General features: G+C 72.4%; 13 protein-coding genes. 9 read left to right on the top strand and 4 right to left on the bottom strand.

The annotated features are described in order from the left end of the window. Nucleotides 1-56 precede the first annotated feature (56 nt). The 7 genes from WMF44_RS23210 (at nt 57) to bioB (ending at nt 6,406) form a co-directional block, all read left to right on the top strand. Nucleotides 57-773, top strand: coding sequence for a MotA/TolQ/ExbB proton channel family protein (locus WMF44_RS23210; RefSeq protein ID WP_437301292.1), 717 nt, complete (start codon nt 57-59; stop codon nt 771-773). Nucleotides 774-884: 111 nt separating this feature from the next. Continuing rightward, nucleotides 885-1,301, top strand: a complete 417-nt coding sequence (locus tag WMF44_RS23205; RefSeq protein WP_437301291.1) for an ExbD/TolR family protein — start codon at nt 885-887, stop codon at nt 1,299-1,301. Between the two features lie 5 nt (nt 1,302-1,306). Then, nucleotides 1,307-1,753: an ExbD/TolR family protein gene (locus WMF44_RS23200; protein WP_437301290.1), complete on the top strand. Its 447-nt coding sequence runs from the start codon at nt 1,307-1,309 to the stop codon at nt 1,751-1,753. A gap of 168 nt (nt 1,754-1,921) precedes the next feature. Further along, nucleotides 1,922-3,307 carry a phosphomethylpyrimidine synthase ThiC gene (gene thiC / locus WMF44_RS23195; RefSeq protein ID WP_437301596.1) on the top strand — a complete coding sequence of 462 codons (1,386 nt, stop codon included), beginning with the start codon at nt 1,922-1,924 and terminating at the stop codon, nt 3,305-3,307. Further along, a complete protein-coding gene (locus tag WMF44_RS23190; protein WP_437301289.1) occupies nt 3,304-4,011 on the top strand; it encodes a thiamine biosynthesis protein in 708 nt (235 codons plus the stop codon). The genes thiC and WMF44_RS23190 overlap by 4 nt, the downstream gene beginning before the upstream one ends. 111 nt (nt 4,012-4,122) lie before the next feature. Then, nucleotides 4,123-5,175, top strand: coding sequence for a type IV pilus twitching motility protein PilT (locus WMF44_RS23185; RefSeq protein WP_437301288.1), 1,053 nt, complete (start codon nt 4,123-4,125; stop codon nt 5,173-5,175). 181 nt (nt 5,176-5,356) lie between these two features. Continuing rightward, nucleotides 5,357-6,406 (top strand): biotin synthase BioB, encoded by a 1,050-nt coding sequence (gene bioB, locus WMF44_RS23180; RefSeq protein WP_437301287.1) that lies wholly within the window; start codon nt 5,357-5,359, stop codon nt 6,404-6,406. Here bioB and WMF44_RS23175 read toward each other — a convergent pair. The 4 genes from WMF44_RS23175 to WMF44_RS23160 all read right to left on the bottom strand — a co-directional run bounded on the left by WMF44_RS23175 (nt 6,348) and on the right by WMF44_RS23160 (nt 11,163). Beyond that, nucleotides 6,348-8,105 (bottom strand): mechanosensitive ion channel family protein, encoded by a 1,758-nt coding sequence (locus WMF44_RS23175; protein ID WP_437301286.1) that lies wholly within the window; start codon nt 8,103-8,105, stop codon nt 6,348-6,350. The genes bioB and WMF44_RS23175 overlap by 59 nt on opposite strands. 172 nt (nt 8,106-8,277) lie before the next feature. Continuing rightward, the gene (locus tag WMF44_RS23170) at nt 8,278-9,468 is read right to left on the bottom strand and encodes an HRDC domain-containing protein (protein WP_437301595.1); all 1,191 of its coding nucleotides are present in this window, start codon (nt 9,466-9,468) and stop codon (nt 8,278-8,280) included. A 17-nt stretch (nt 9,469-9,485) separates the two neighbouring features. Next, the gene (locus tag WMF44_RS23165) at nt 9,486-10,478 is read right to left on the bottom strand and encodes a matrixin family metalloprotease (protein ID WP_437301285.1); all 993 of its coding nucleotides are present in this window, start codon (nt 10,476-10,478) and stop codon (nt 9,486-9,488) included. Further along, a complete protein-coding gene (locus tag WMF44_RS23160; RefSeq protein WP_437301284.1) occupies nt 10,465-11,163 on the bottom strand; it encodes a hypothetical protein in 699 nt (232 codons plus the stop codon). The genes WMF44_RS23165 and WMF44_RS23160 overlap by 14 nt, the downstream gene beginning before the upstream one ends. A gap of 123 nt (nt 11,164-11,286) precedes the next feature. Here WMF44_RS23160 and WMF44_RS23155 point away from each other — a divergent pair, with 123 nt between their 5' ends. Both WMF44_RS23155 and WMF44_RS23150 read left to right on the top strand, forming a co-directional pair. Next, nucleotides 11,287-12,069, top strand: a complete 783-nt coding sequence (locus tag WMF44_RS23155; RefSeq protein ID WP_437301283.1) for a thiazole synthase — start codon at nt 11,287-11,289, stop codon at nt 12,067-12,069. Between the two features lie 301 nt (nt 12,070-12,370). Then, a complete protein-coding gene (locus tag WMF44_RS23150) occupies nt 12,371-13,636 on the top strand; it encodes a glycosyltransferase (RefSeq protein ID WP_437301282.1) in 1,266 nt (421 codons plus the stop codon). Nucleotides 13,637-13,763: the final 127 nt, after the last annotated feature.

Below are 13,763 nucleotides of genomic sequence, written 5' to 3'. Positions count from 1 at the left end.
TGCTCCAGCAGCACCAAAACCACCACGCGACATGGGGCGCCGGGAGGCGCGAGACGATGCAATTCACGTTGAACGAGCTATGGGGCCACATGGGGCTCTTCGCGAAGCTGATTGTCTTCGCGCTGGCCATCATGTCCGTTGCGTCGCTGATCGTCCTGGGCGAGCGCCTCGTCGTGTCGTTCCTGTCGCGCGCCGCCTCCCGCGCGTTCGCGGCGCGGGTCGGGCCGATGCTCGCCCGGGGCGAGCTCGAGGGGGCCTGGACCGCCGCGCGGCCTGGCGGCGAGATCGGCTATCTCGGGCGCGTCATCGGCGCCGGGCTCGCCGCTTATGCCTCGAGCGCGCCCTCGCGGCTTCCGGCGCAGGGGCACGAGCGCGACGGCGTGTTCGAGTCGGTCTCGCGGGCGCTCGAGCGGCAGGCGCAGCGCGAGGTGCTCAGCCTGAAGCGAGGTTATGGCCTGCTCGCCACGGTCGGATCCACGGCGCCTTTCGTCGGGCTGCTCGGGACGGTCATGGGCATCGTGACGGCGTTCCAGCAGATGGCGGCCGCTGGCTCCGGCGGCCTCGGCACCGTCTCGGCGGGTATCGCGGAGGCGCTCATCACGACCGCCTTCGGGCTGATCGTCGCGATCCCGGCCGTCATGGGCTACAACTATCTCCAGGGTTGGGTCGAAGCCCGGGCGATCGACATCTCGGAGTCGTCGAACGAGCTCCTCGACGTCGTGGCGAAGCGGCTCGACGGGCGCCTCGCGCCGGCCGCCGAAGAGGCTGCTTGACAGGGGACCCGCGCGACACCCCGCGCGCCTCTCCGCGGAGCGCGGCGCCCGGCGCCTCGCGCCCGCGGCGCGGCGGGCGGTGACGCGCCCAGCAGGGAAGCGAGCGTTCCGATGGGGATGGGTGTCGGCCCGCAGAGGGGCCCCAAGAGCGAGATCAACGTCACGCCGCTCGTCGACGTCGTCCTCGTCCTGCTCATCATCTTCATGGTCGTCACGCCGATGCTCCAGCGCGGCAAGGACGTGAAGCTGCCGCAGGCCGCGGAGGTGGACGAGGAGAAGAAGGAGGTGGACCCGCTGATCCTCTCCGTGACGCTGGAGAAGACGGTGTGGGTCGAGAACGACAGGTACGATGACGCCGGGCTCGCCGAGCGGCTCTCGCGCGAGTTCGCGGCGCAGCCGGGGCGCAAGGTGCTGGTCAAGGGGGACCAGCGCCTCTCGTTCGGCGACGTCCGCAGGGTGATGGAGACGGCGCGCAAGTCGGGCGCGAAGAGCGTCTCGCTGGCGGTCGAGGAGCGGAAGGGGAGATAGCGGCGATGAGCGCGAAGAGGAAGTTCGTCATCAAGCCGGCGGTGCCCCTGAACTCCGACATCAACGTGACGCCGCTCGTCGACGTCGTGCTGGTGTTGCTCATCATCTTCATGGTCGTGACGCCGCTGCTCGAGAAGGACATCGGCGTGCGCGTGCCGGACACCGAGCAGGTCAAGCAGGACACCCCGCCGCCGCCCGACCAGCTCGTCGTCCGGGTGAGCGCGCAAGGTGAGCTGCGGGTGAACGACGCGCGGGTCGAGCGCGCCGAGCTCGTGGGCGCGCTCAGGCCGCTGATCGAGCGCTACAGCAGGCCTCAGGACAGGATCGTCTTCGTCGTCGCCGACGACGGCGCCGTCTACGGCACCGTCGTGGAGGTGCTCGACGGCGCGAAGGCCGCCGGCGCCCAGACGCTCGGCATGATGACCGAGCTCCCCGAGGCGCCGCCGCCCTGACGGCGGCGCGCGCGTGGACAGCGGCGCGCTCGCGGCGAGCGCTGGGCGAGCGCTGGTGGAGGCGCGCTTTCTCGCCGCCTCGAGGTCGGGCGGCCAGGCGCGACGCGGCGCTTGCGTCGCGCGCGGTCGCGACCTAAACCGCCCACCTCGAAAGCGAGGTCGTCGATGTTGCGGTCCGAATGGGTGAGCAAGCGCGCCGGGAGCCCGAACCAGAGCCAGATGCACTTCGCGAGGAAGGGCGTCGTCACGGAGGAGATGGAGTACGTCGCCCGCCGTGAGAAGCTCGCGCCCGAGCTCATCCGCAGCGAGGTCGCGCGCGGCCGGATGATCATCCCCGCGAACAAGAACCACCTGAACCTCGAGCCGATGTGCATCGGCATCGCGTCGCTCTGCAAGGTGAACGCGAACATCGGCAACAGCCAGACCACGAGCGACGTGAGCGGCGAGCTCGAGAAGCTGCGCTACGCCATCAAGTACGGCGCAGACACCGTGATGGACCTGTCGACCGGGGGCGACATCGACGGCATCCGCCGCGCGATCATCGCGGACTCCCCCGTGCCGATCGGGACGGTGCCGATCTACCAGGCGCTCGAGGCGTGCAAGGGCACCGCCAAGATGACGGCCGCGGACCTCATCGACATGCTCGAGCACCAGGCGAAGCAGGGGGTCGATTACTTCACGATCCACGCGGGCGTGCTGCTCGAGCACCTGCCGCTCGTGAAGGGCCGGATCACCGGCATCGTCTCGCGCGGCGGCTCGATCATGGCGCAGTGGATGATCGAGCACCACAAGCAGAACCCGTTCTACACCCACTGGGACAAGGTGCTCGAGGTCTGCGCCAAGTACGACGTCACGATCTCGGCGGGCGACGGCCTCCGCCCCGGCTGCCTCCACGACGCCAGCGACGCGGCCCAGTTCGCCGAGCTGAAGACGCTCGGCGAGCTCACGAAGCGCGCCTGGGAGAAGGACGTGCAGGTGATGATCGAGGGCCCCGGGCACGTGCCGTTCGATCAGATCGCGATGAACGTGCAGAAGGAGATGGAGCTCTGTCACGAGGCGCCGTTCTACGTGCTCGGCCCGCTCGTCACCGACTTCGCGCCTGGCTACGACCACATCACGAGCTGCATCGGCGCGACGATGGCCGGCTTCGCGGGCGCCGCGATGCTCTGCTACGTGACGCCGAAGGAGCACCTCGGCCTGCCGAACCCCGAGGACGTCAAGCAGGGCCTCATCGCCTACAAGATCGCGGCCCACGCCGCGGACGTGGCGCGGAAGCGCCCGGGCGCGCGGGATCGCGACGACGCGCTGAGCCGCGCCCGCTACGCCTTCGACTGGAAGCAGCAGTTCGCGCTCTCGCTCGATCCGGAGACGGCCCAGGCGATGCACGACGAGACGCTCCCCCAGGAGTACTTCAAGACCTCGGAGTTCTGCTCGATGTGCGGCCCGAAGTTCTGCTCGATGCACATCAACCGGGTGGTCGACGAGTACAACGCGCGGCAAGAGCCCGAGAACGCGCCCACGAAGCGGTCGCTCTCGATCCTCGATCAGCCGTGACGCAGGGGAGGGGCCGCGAGGGCGTCCGCCGCGCGCGGCGGAGGGCGCCTGCCGCGGCGCGCCTCGCCTTCGTCGCGCCCGTCGCGCTCGTCCTGCTCGCGCCCTTCGGCTGTCGCCGCGAGCAGGGGAGCGCCGCTGCGTCGGGGAGCCCCGCTGCGTCGCCCGCCTCGGCCGCCGCCTCGCCCTCCCTGGCGCCGCGCCCGCCGAGCCCTCGCCTCACCGATCCGCGCTGGCGCCTCGCCGCGGGGGACGACCCGCTGGAGTGCGCCCGGCTGGCCGAGGCCGAGGGCGCCTCCGGCCTCCTCGCCGCGCTCGACGACGGCGGCGACATCGCGCTCACGGCCCTGCGCGCGCTGCCGCACGCCGATGACGCCGACCTGGCGCTCGGGCCGCTCGCCGAGCGCGCCCGCGCGGCGTCCGGGCCGTCGCTCCCGCCGCTGCTCGAGGCGCTCCTCGGGATCGCCGGGCGGCCGCCGCGCCCGCGCGAGCCGCTCGACCCGGACGGGGCGCGCGGCGCGGCCGCGGCCCTGGTCGAGCTGGCAGGCCGGCGCGACCTCCCGTCGGACCAGCGCGCGCTCGCGATCTCGGCGGCGCGCGCGCTCGCCGAGCGGGGGCTCGTCGATCCTCTCCGTATTCCGGCAGATCTGGATCCCGAGGGCTCCGTCTCGGGCGCCGCGGGAGGCCCGGCGGCGCCGCGTCCCTGACGTCCCGCGCGGCGGCGCGGGCGCGCGGCCGTCCCGCGTGGCGGTGTTGGCTTTCGGTTCGTGCAGCCGCGCTTTGGGCCGGTCGGGTTCCAATTTGGTACCTTGCCCCCCGTGACGACGCCGTACACCTCCGAGGCCTTCCTCCATCAGCTCCTCGGCAAGGCGCTTGCCGCCCACGCCAGCGACATCCACCTCAAGGTCGGTCAGCCGCCGGGCGCGCGGGTGCGCGGCGACATGGTCTACTTCCGCGTCGACAGGATCCGGCCCGAGGACAGCGAGGCCGCCGCGCGGGTGCTGCTCGCCGGGCGCCCTTCGCGCGAGCTGCTCGCCACGCTCCAGGAGCTCGACGCCGCGTACGTCGTCCCGGGCCTCGGCCGGTTTCGCGTCAACATCTATCGCCAGCGCGGCTCGCTCGCGATCATCCTGCGGAGCATCCCGCTCAAGATCCCGACGTTCGAGGAGCTGGGCGTGCCCTCGGCGGTCCGGGCGATGGCGGAGCACGATCACGGCCTCGTCCTCGTCGCGGGCACGGCCGGCAGCGGCAAGAGCACGACCCTCGCCGCGTTCGTCGGGCACATCAACGCGACCGTGCCGCGCCACATCGTGACCCTGGAGGATCCGATCGAGCACGTGCACGAGGACAACCGCTCCAGCGTGAGCCAGCGCGAGATCGGCGTCGACACCGCGGATTTCCCGACCGCGCTGCGCTCCGCGCTGCGGCAGGACCCGGACGTGGTGCTCATCAGCGCGCTCCGCGACGGCGAGTCGCTGGATCTCGCGCTCCACGCCGCGGAGACCGGGCACCTCGTGCTCGCGGCGGTCAGCTCGGCGGACGTCACGCGCGCGCTCGGGCGGCTGATCGCGCTCGGCAAGAGCCCGAGCGAGGTGCGCGACCGGCTGGCCGACTGTCTCCAGGGCGTCGTCGCGCAGCGCCTGCTCCCTCGCCGCGACGGCGCGGGGGAGGTCCTCGCCGCCGAGGTGCTCGTCGGGACGGCCGCGGTGCGCGAGGCGATCCGCCGGCCGGAGGGGAGCCCGTCGCTGCGCGAGCTGATGGAGAAGGGGGTCACGCCGTACGGCATGCAGACCTTCGACGCGCACCTCAGGCAGCTCGTCGCCCAGGGGGCGATCGCCAAGGAGACAGCGAAGGCAGTGACGGCGCTCTAGAGGCGGCAATCGGGTCAAAGCCGCCGGAACGGAGCAGAATTTCGAACCGCCAAGCCCGCCAAGCCCGCCAAGACGCCGAGATATTTTCTGTTCTTGGCGCCCTTGGCGCCTTGGCGGCTCATTTCACGCTCGATCGCGCCTTGCTTGCGGCGGCGCCTCAAGCCCGGCTATGAGCGAGCCCATGCTCGAAGGGATCGAACGAGAGGCGGCGGAGCACAGGAATGGATGCAGCGGCCCGGCCGGGCACGCCCCGTCGGCGGGCGCGCCCCGCCACGACTGGACCGTCCAGCAGGCGGTGGCCCTGCACGACCTGCCGCTCTTCGAGCTGATCGACCGCGCCCGCGCGGTCCACCGCGCGTTCCACGGCGAGCACGAGGTCCAGCTCTGCACCCTGCTCAGCGTCAAGACGGGCGGCTGCCCCGAGGACTGCGCCTACTGCCCGCAGTCGAGCCACTACGAGACCGAGGTCGGGCCGGAGCGCATGCTCGACGTCGGCGCGGTCCTCGCCGCCGCGGAGCGCGCCCGCGAGGGCGGCTCGACGCGGTTCTGCATGGGCGCCGCGTGGCGCGAGGTGAAGGACGGCCCCGCCTTCGAGCGCGTCCTCGACATGGTGCGCGGCGTGAAGGCCCTCGGCCTCGAGGCGTGCTGCACGCTCGGCATGCTCACCGACGACCAGGCGCGCCGCCTGAAGGAGGCCGGCCTCGACGCCTACAACCACAACCTCGACACCTCGCGGAAGGCCTACAAATCCATCATCTCGACGCGCACGTACGACGAGCGGCTCGTCACCCTGCGCAACGTCCGGCGGGCGGGCATCACCGTCTGCTCGGGCGGCATCATCGGCATGGGCGAGTCGATCGCCGACCGCTGCGAGATGCTCGTCGAGCTCGCGCGCCTCGACCCCCACCCGGAGAGCGTGCCGATCAACGCGCTCGTGCGCTCGCCCGGGACGCCCCTCGAGAGCCTCCCCCCGGTCGATCCGATCGAGTTCGTCCGGATGATCGCGGTCGCGCGGGTCATGATGCCGCGCGCGATGGTGCGCCTGTCCGCGGGGCGGACGGAGCTCTCGCGCGAGACGCAGCTGCTCTGCATGTACGCGGGGGCGAACTCGATCTTCTACGGAGACAGGCTGCTCACCACGCCGAACCCCGGCCAGGACGAGGACCGCGCGCTCATCGAGAAGGCGGGGCTTCAGCCGATGGCGCCCGCCGCGGCGCGCGCCGCCCGTTAGCCGGGCGGCCCGCCGCGGCCGCTTCCGGCTGCGGGTGCTCCCCTCCGCGCGGCGCGACGTGCAGCGTCTGCGTCGGGTACGCGAGCCTCGATCCGGCCATGTCGATGATCTGCAGGAAGGTGATCAGCATCGCCTGCCGGAGCTCCCGGAACTCCCCGAAGTCGGTCGTCTGGAACCAGGCCATCACCTCGACGTCGAGCGACGAGGGCCCGACGCCGATGAAGCGCACGACGACGTCGTCGGGCCAGATCTTCGGGTGCTCCCGCAGCGCCCGCTCGCACTCCTCCACGATGGCGCGGAGCTGCTCGGGCGACGTGTCGCGCTCGATCCCCAGCACGCAGGCGAGGCGGATCCTGTCGCGCGCCGTGTACGACTCGATCTGGAGATCGGCCAGCTTGCCGTTCGGGATCGTGACGACGGTCCGATCGAGCGTGCGGATCCGCGTCGAGCGGAGCCCGATGCTCTCGACGGTGCCGAGGAGCGCGTCGACCTTCACGAAGTCGCCGACCTGGAACGGCCGGTCGATGCCGATCGCGACCGAGCCGAAGAGGTTCTCCACCGTCTTCTGCGCGGCGAGGGCCAGCGCGACGCCGCCGATGCCGAGGCCGGCGATGAGGCTCGCCACCGGGTAGCCGAGCTCCGAGAGCACGGCGATCACGCCGATGATCACGATCGAGACCTTCGCGATCCGCCCCATGAGCGGCACGAGCGAGCGCGCCGCGGGGTTGTCGCGCGTCGCGGGGGCGGCGAGCAGGCGGCCGCCGACGGCGTCGATCGTGCGCAGGGCGAACCAGAACACGGCGACGAAGACGCCGGCGCGCAGCACCTTGTCGAGGAACTCGTCGGCCGGCAGGTAGAGCCCGAGCCACGGGAGCGCGGCCGTGATCACGAGGAGCGCCGCCGCGAACGTGAGCGGACCGCGCGTCCCCCCGAGGAGCACGTCGTCGAGCGTGGACTCCGTCCGGACGACGAGGCGGCGGAGCAGGGCGCGGACGAGGTAGCTCAGCACCGCGCCGACGAGCCAGCTGGCCAGCGCGAGGACCGGCAGCGCGAGCCACTGCCACCAGAGCAGCTCGCGCGGGCCGGGGCGCAGGAGCGCCGGCGGCAGGTGATCGCGGAGCCAGCGATCTTCGAGCCGCGCGTACCACTCGTCGACGCGCTCCACCGTGGCGCGCGAGAAGATCCAGCGCACGCCGTCGGGCGTCGTGCGCCGCACGAGGCGCACCGGCTGGGGCCCCGTCCGCGTCGGGATCTTGCCGAGCTGCTCCACGCCCGCCCCGAGGTTGTCCTGCGTGTCCCCCTGCGGGTTCGGCGAGAGCGTCTCCACTTCCAGCCAGAGGTGCCGATCGAGCACCGCCTTGAGCTTCTGCGCGAGCGCCGCGCCGTTCGCCCTCGGCGGCACGTCCAGGTAGCGCGCGGCCTCGGCGTAGTCGCCCGCGCGGCACAGCTCGACGAAGCTGCGCATGGAGGCTCGAGGCGAGTCGGGCGCGACCGGGGTCGCCTCCGGCTCCGGGCCGACCTCGGCGTTCGCCGCGGGCGGCGGCGACGGCGGCGGCGGCGGAGCGGACAGCTCTCCGGCGCTCGCCCCCAGGAGGGCGCACCCGAACACGAGCGCGAAGGCGAGCGGGGCGCGGAGCCACATCGCCGGCGGCCAAAGGCGGAGCCGCCTCGGCGCCTTGGGATGATCGGTCGAGGGCATGGGCCCTGCTATTCCATCGCCCGGCGGCTCTGTCGACCGGGCGGCGCGCGCGCCACGTGCGCTCGCTCGCAGCGGGCTCCACGTGTCGGAGATCCCGCAGGGGATCGCGGACGCGCGGAACCGACCTGCTTAGCCGACCTGCTTGACCGACACGCGGAGCCGACGCGCGGCGCTACCTCGCGGCGGCAGGCGGCTCGCCCGGCTGCGCCGCGGCCACGAGCGCCGCGAGCGCGCGGCCGTAACGCGCGAGCCGTCCCGCGCCGAGCCCCGGGATGCGCGCGATCGCGGCGGCGATCGCCTCGTCCCCGGCGTGGCCCTCCGCCAGCGCGATCTCCGCGAGATCCTGCGCGCAGTGACCGGGCAGCACGACCTGCTCGTCCACCTTCCGCGCCTTCGCCTCGGCCCTGCGCCACGCCGCGATCCGGGTCTCCACCGCGCGCCGCGCGGCGAGCTCCTTCCTGGGCGGGCGGGCTTGCTGGAAGAGGGCGCGCTCGTCCTCGGGCACGTCGCCGTCGCTGCGCCCCTGCTCGACCGCGCGGAGCCACGCCGCGACGCACCCGGCCGCGCGGCCCGCCGCGGCCCCGCGGATGGCGCGCACGTCGTCTGCGCTGGCAGGCCTCCGCTGCGCGAGATCGAGCAGCACGTCGCTGGCGACGATCTTGAAAGAGGGCACGTCCGCCCCCTCGGCGGCGGCCTCGCGCGCCGCCACGAGCCGCCGCAGGATCGCCCGGCCCTGCGGATCGAGCGCCTGGGCCCCCTTGATGCGCGCGTACGCGGGCCGCGGATCGCGCGGCGGCCCGAGGGCGGTCGCGAGCTTGTAGGCGCACTCCTCCTCGATCTCCTCGTCGATCCCGAGGGCGCGGCTGCGCTCCGCGAGCCGCGCGCGGAGCGGGAGCAGGTGGCGCACGTCGTCGGCCAGGTAGCGCAGCTCGGCGTCCTCGATCGGCCTGCGCCCCCAGTCGTGCTGCTGGAGCTGCTTGTCGACCTTCACGTCGAGCTCCGAGAGGAGCAGCGCGGCGAGCCCCGTCGCCGCGCACCCCAGCATGCGCGCGGCGACCGAGGTGTCGTGCGCGCCACCGAGCGGCGCGCCCGCCTCGGCGAGCATGCGCGCGTCGAAGGTCAGGTCGTGCAGCACCTTGGGCGGGCCCGCGGCGCCGAGGAGCGGCGCGAGCGGCGCGACAGGCACGCGGAGCGCGTCGACGACCCCGACCGCGATGTCGTCCCCCTCGCGGAAGGCGAGCTGGACGGTGCAGAGCCGCGCCCGGTACGCGAACAGCCCGTCGGCCTCCACGTCGACCGCGAGCGCGTCGGCGCGGCTGGCGCGCTCGACCAGCCGGGCGAGCTCGCCTTCGCGCTCGACCAGGACAGGAGGGCTCTGGCTCAGCAGGCCTCCTCCCGGCCCGCCCGCGCGGCCGCGCCGCGCCGCGCCCGCACGGCAACGCCGACCAGCGCGAGCGCGGCGAGGACGAGCTCTCCGCCGCGCCCGCCCTGGCCAGCGTTGCCGCGCGGAGCCGCGGCGCAGCCCGACTCCTTCACCTCGGGCTGATCCGCGGCGCACAGGGCAGAGAAGCCGTGGCGCGGCGTGGGGTCGCAGCCCTTGATCGGCTCCCCGGGCGGGTACACCGCGCAGATCCCGTCGCGGTCGTCCTGGGAGAGGTCGCGGAGCCCCGGCCGGTAGCCCGCGACCATGGTCGCGCTGGGCTCGATCGAGTGCGAGAGCCCGAGGAAATGGCCGGCCTCGTGGGTGGCGATGCTCAGGAGGTCGAACGAGCCGCTTTCGTCGCCGTGCGAGAGCACCACGTCGAACGAGTTGACCTCCATGTCCGCGTCGTAGATCTCGCCGGTCTTGAGGTGGTAGGTGACGGTCGTGAGCGCGAGGGTGTTCCCGCTGTCGAGGTACGGCCACCCGTCGTCCCGGAACATGATGATGTTCGCGTTCGCCTTGCGCTTGTTGTACTCGTGCGCGTCGCACGCGACCGGGCCCAGGTAGGTGACCTCCATGCGCGGGGTCTGCCCGTCGCCGCAGTCGGCCTCCGTCCACGCGGCGAACGCCTGCTCGAAGATCGCCTCCGCCTCCTGGAGCGACACCTGGGCGGAGGCGTCCTCCTGGAGGGAGTAGCTCACGCAGGGCGAAGGCCAGGCGAGCGGGGTGCCGCAGTCGTTGCCCTGCGGCGGCGTGCAGACCGCCGCGGTCTCCGCCTTCCCCGACGCCGTCTTCTCCGGCGGGCAGACGCTCGTGCGGCAGAAGGCCAGGGCGTCCCCGGGGTAGGCGAGCGCCGCGGCGACGAGCGCGCTGCAGGCCGAGGCGATGGCGTGGGCGCGCGCGGGGCGGCGCGCGCCAGCGGGGCGCGGCGCGAGGTCACTTCTGCGCATGCTTCGCCTTCCATGCCTGGTTCACCGCGTCGATCGCCGTGTCGAGCGCCGCGCCGATGAGCTGCTCGCGGGCCGAGATCGCGGGGCCCGGCCGCGGCAGGACGGTCCCGCTGTCGGGGCTCGCGGCCAGCCGCCGCACGGCGACGCGCCGCGCGCCGGCCCCGCCTTCGACCCTCGGCTTGTCCTCGCCGTCGACGACGGGGTAGTGGCCCTGGGCCATCCCGGAGACGACCAGGGCCGAGCCCGCCCTGGAGACGAAGACCATCGCCTGCGCGCCGATCGCGAGCTGCGCGTCGCCCGACACGTGCTGTCCGACGTCCCCGACCACGCCCCCGAGCGTCCTGACCCAGACCTCGCCGTCGGGCTGTCCGGCCACGGCCCTGTCGATCGAGAGGCGGGTGTAGGTGACGATCCTCCTGGCCCCGCCGAGCTCTTCCCACTGGCTGCGCTGCTCGATCGCGGTCGCGACCACGACGTACGAGGCCGCGGCGACGAGCTCGTCCAGCGAGAGCTGAATGGCCACGGCCGCCTGCGCCGCGCGCGGACCGGACAGCAGCGCGCCGCGGCTCACCCCGGCGCGTTCCTGGCCGACCTGCGCATGGCTGTCCGCTGTCGGGAGGGGCGTGAGCGTGAGCGCTGGAGGCAACGCGACGAGGAGGGCTATGCCAAGAGCTCTGGGAGACATGGGCGCAAAGATACCATGCTGCCGAGCGAGGCGCGCCGGAAGCGCCGGTTTTCGTCGACGCGCTGGACCCTGTGTCCCGGTCCGACTAGCAGATCGTCTGGGTCGAGACCCGAGGAGCCTGCGATGACGAGCGACGCGTTGACGATCGGCAGATACACGTTCACTTCCCGCCTCTTCGTGGGGACGGGCAAGTACAAGGACCTGGATGAGACCCGTCGCGCGCTCGAAGCGTCCGGCGCGGAGGTCGTCACGGTGGCCCTCCGCCGCGTCAACCTGAAGGAGCGGGGCGAGGGGTCGATGATGTCGCTGCTCCAGCAGGGACGCGTCACGATCCTGCCGAACACGGCCGGTTGCACCACCGTCGAGGACGCGGTCCGCACCTGCCGGCTCGCGCGCGAGCTCGGCCTGTCCGATCTCGTGAAGCTCGAAGTCATCGGCGACGAACGGACGCTGTTCCCGGACAACGAGGCGACGCTCGAGGCGGCGCGGATCCTGGTGAAGGAGGGCTTCACGGTGCTGCCCTACTGCATGGATGACCCGATCGTCTGTCGTAAGTTGGAAGACATCGGGTGCGCGGCCGTGATGCCCCTGGCGGCGCCGATCGGCAGCGGGCTCGGCATCCGCAACCCGTACAACCTGATGATCATCCGAGAGACAGCGAAGGTGCCGGTGATCGTGGACGCGGGAGTCGGGACAGCGAGCGACGCCGCGGTGGCGATGGAGCTCGGGTGTGATGGGGTATTGATGAACACGGCCATCGCGGGCGCGCGGGACCCGATCTTGATGGCGCACGCGATGAAGGACGCGGTGAGGGCCGGTCGGATGGCGTATCTCGCGGGGCGGATGCCGAAGAAGCTCTATGCGACGGCGTCATCGCCGGAGCAGGGCAAGATCGCCGCGCTGTAGCGCGGCGCCGCGGGTGTGGCCCCGCACCACGATCTCCGCGCGCTCGCGTTCCCGGCATATTCCACCGATGCGGGAGGCGCTCGCGGGCGCGATGAGGGATGATGAACGAGCAACTCCGACGTCCAGCACGGCGCTCTTGCGGCGCCGCCACGTCAAGCGAACGGCATCCGCATGTCATGATACGCTCACCTACCTGAGCCAAAATGACACGGAACGCTCATCGCACGGTCGACACGCTGTCGTGGCGCGTCACGGCGCTCCGACGACGACCGCGGCGACCTGACGGTCCGCTCAGGAGAATATGAGCAAGCCCAACGTCTGCATGGTCGTGAACAACCTCGAGGTCGGCGGGCTCGAGAAGGTGGTGCTGAGCCTCCTCGATCGCCTCGGCGATCACGGCTTCGACCTCTCGTTGATCTGCCTCGACGGCGAGGGACGGCTGTTCTCGGAGGTCAAGCTCCCCCGCTCGAAGTGCCTCGTGATCACGAAGGACCTCCGGCCGGTGCTGCCGGGCCTCAAGAGCGATCCAGAGGCGCTGCTGTGGATCCGGCGCTTCTTTCACCAGCGCTCGGTCGATATCGTCCACGTCCACAACCGTGCTCCGCTCATCTTCGCTGGCTTCGCGGCGCGCCTGCTCCGCAATCGGCCGCTGGTCGTCTACTCGGAGCACAACCAGATCAACCGGGCGAAGGGCTTCGATCGGCGCAAGTTCGGCTACTACGCTCACCTCGCCGACGAGATGGTCGCCGTGTCGCACGACCTCAGGCGCATCCTTGTCGACGACGTGAAGGTCCGCGCGCCGGTCCGCGTCATTCACAACGGCATCGACGGGACGCGCTTCGCCCGCGCCCGCGAGAGCGGCGCGGGCGCGCGCGTCCGCGCGGAGCTCGGCATCGGCGAGCGGGAGTTCGTGTTCGGGTGCGCCGTGGTGCACATCGAGCAGAAGGGGCTCCGCTACCTCCTCGAGGCGGCGCCCGAGGTGCTGCGGCGCGCGCCGGAGGCGCGCTTCGTCATCGCCGGCGACGGCCCGCTCCGGCCGGAGCTGGAGCAGCGGGCCAGGGACGCGGGGCTCGGCGACCGGGTGATCTTCCCCGGGTATCGCTCGGACGTGCCGGAGCTCGTCTCCGCGTTCGACGCCTACGTGCTCCCGTCGCTCTGGGAGGGGCTGCCGCTCGCGCTGCTCGAGGCGCTCGCGCTCGGCAAGCCGATCGTGGCGAGCCGCGTCGGCGGCGTCCCCGAGATCGTCGAGCACGGCGTCGACGGGTTCCTCGTCCCGTCGAAGGACCCTGGTGCGCTGGTCGAGCACCTCTCGCGGGTCGCCCGCGACGGGGAGCTCCGCGAGCGAGCGCGCGCGCGCGGCCCCGCGAAGTTCACCGAGCAGTTCAGCCTGGAAGCGATGGTCGACGGGCACGTGCGCCTGTTCGACGAGCTCATCGCCAGGCGGCGCGGGGGCGACGCCCCGTCCCGGGCGCGCGCGTGGTCGACCCCCGCGGGGGCCTCCGGGCCGGCCGCTGGACGGGACGACGGCAACGGACGGGTCGGTCATCGGGTCGGTCTGGACGTGTAACGACATACGACACCAGGTGAGACTGAATCGAACCTGACCAGGGCGAATACGATGCTGAGCGAGGCAAAATGGGACATCGAACGATGCCGAGCGAGGCAAAATGGAACGCTGAGCCAGGCTGAGCGAT

The organism is Sorangium sp. So ce426, assembly GCF_051475585.1.
Lineage (GTDB): Bacteria > Myxococcota_A > Polyangia > Polyangiales > Polyangiaceae > Sorangium > Sorangium cellulosum_B.
Note: the sequence above shows the minus strand (reverse complement) of the source record. Positions and strands in the feature narration are given on the sequence as shown.

Excerpts from the sequence above, each read along its gene's own strand:
- WMF44_RS23210 (WP_437301292.1), top strand. The coding sequence starts at position 57 with ATGCAATTCACGTTGAACGAGCTATGGGGCCACATGGGGCTCTTCGCG.
- WMF44_RS23205 (WP_437301291.1), top strand. The coding sequence starts at position 885 with ATGGGGATGGGTGTCGGCCCGCAGAGGGGCCCCAAGAGCGAGATCAAC.
- WMF44_RS23200 (WP_437301290.1), top strand. The coding sequence starts at position 1,307 with ATGAGCGCGAAGAGGAAGTTCGTCATCAAGCCGGCGGTGCCCCTGAAC.
- bioB (WP_437301287.1), top strand. The coding sequence starts at position 5,357 with ATGCTCGAAGGGATCGAACGAGAGGCGGCGGAGCACAGGAATGGATGC.
- WMF44_RS23175 (WP_437301286.1), bottom strand. The coding sequence starts at position 8,105 with ATGCCCTCGACCGATCATCCCAAGGCGCCGAGGCGGCTCCGCCTTTGG.
- WMF44_RS23165 (WP_437301285.1), bottom strand. The coding sequence starts at position 10,478 with ATGCGCAGAAGTGACCTCGCGCCGCGCCCCGCTGGCGCGCGCCGCCCC.
- WMF44_RS23160 (WP_437301284.1), bottom strand. The coding sequence starts at position 11,163 with ATGTCTCCCAGAGCTCTTGGCATAGCCCTCCTCGTCGCGTTGCCTCCA.
- WMF44_RS23155 (WP_437301283.1), top strand. The coding sequence starts at position 11,287 with ATGACGAGCGACGCGTTGACGATCGGCAGATACACGTTCACTTCCCGC.
- WMF44_RS23150 (WP_437301282.1), top strand. The coding sequence starts at position 12,371 with ATGAGCAAGCCCAACGTCTGCATGGTCGTGAACAACCTCGAGGTCGGC.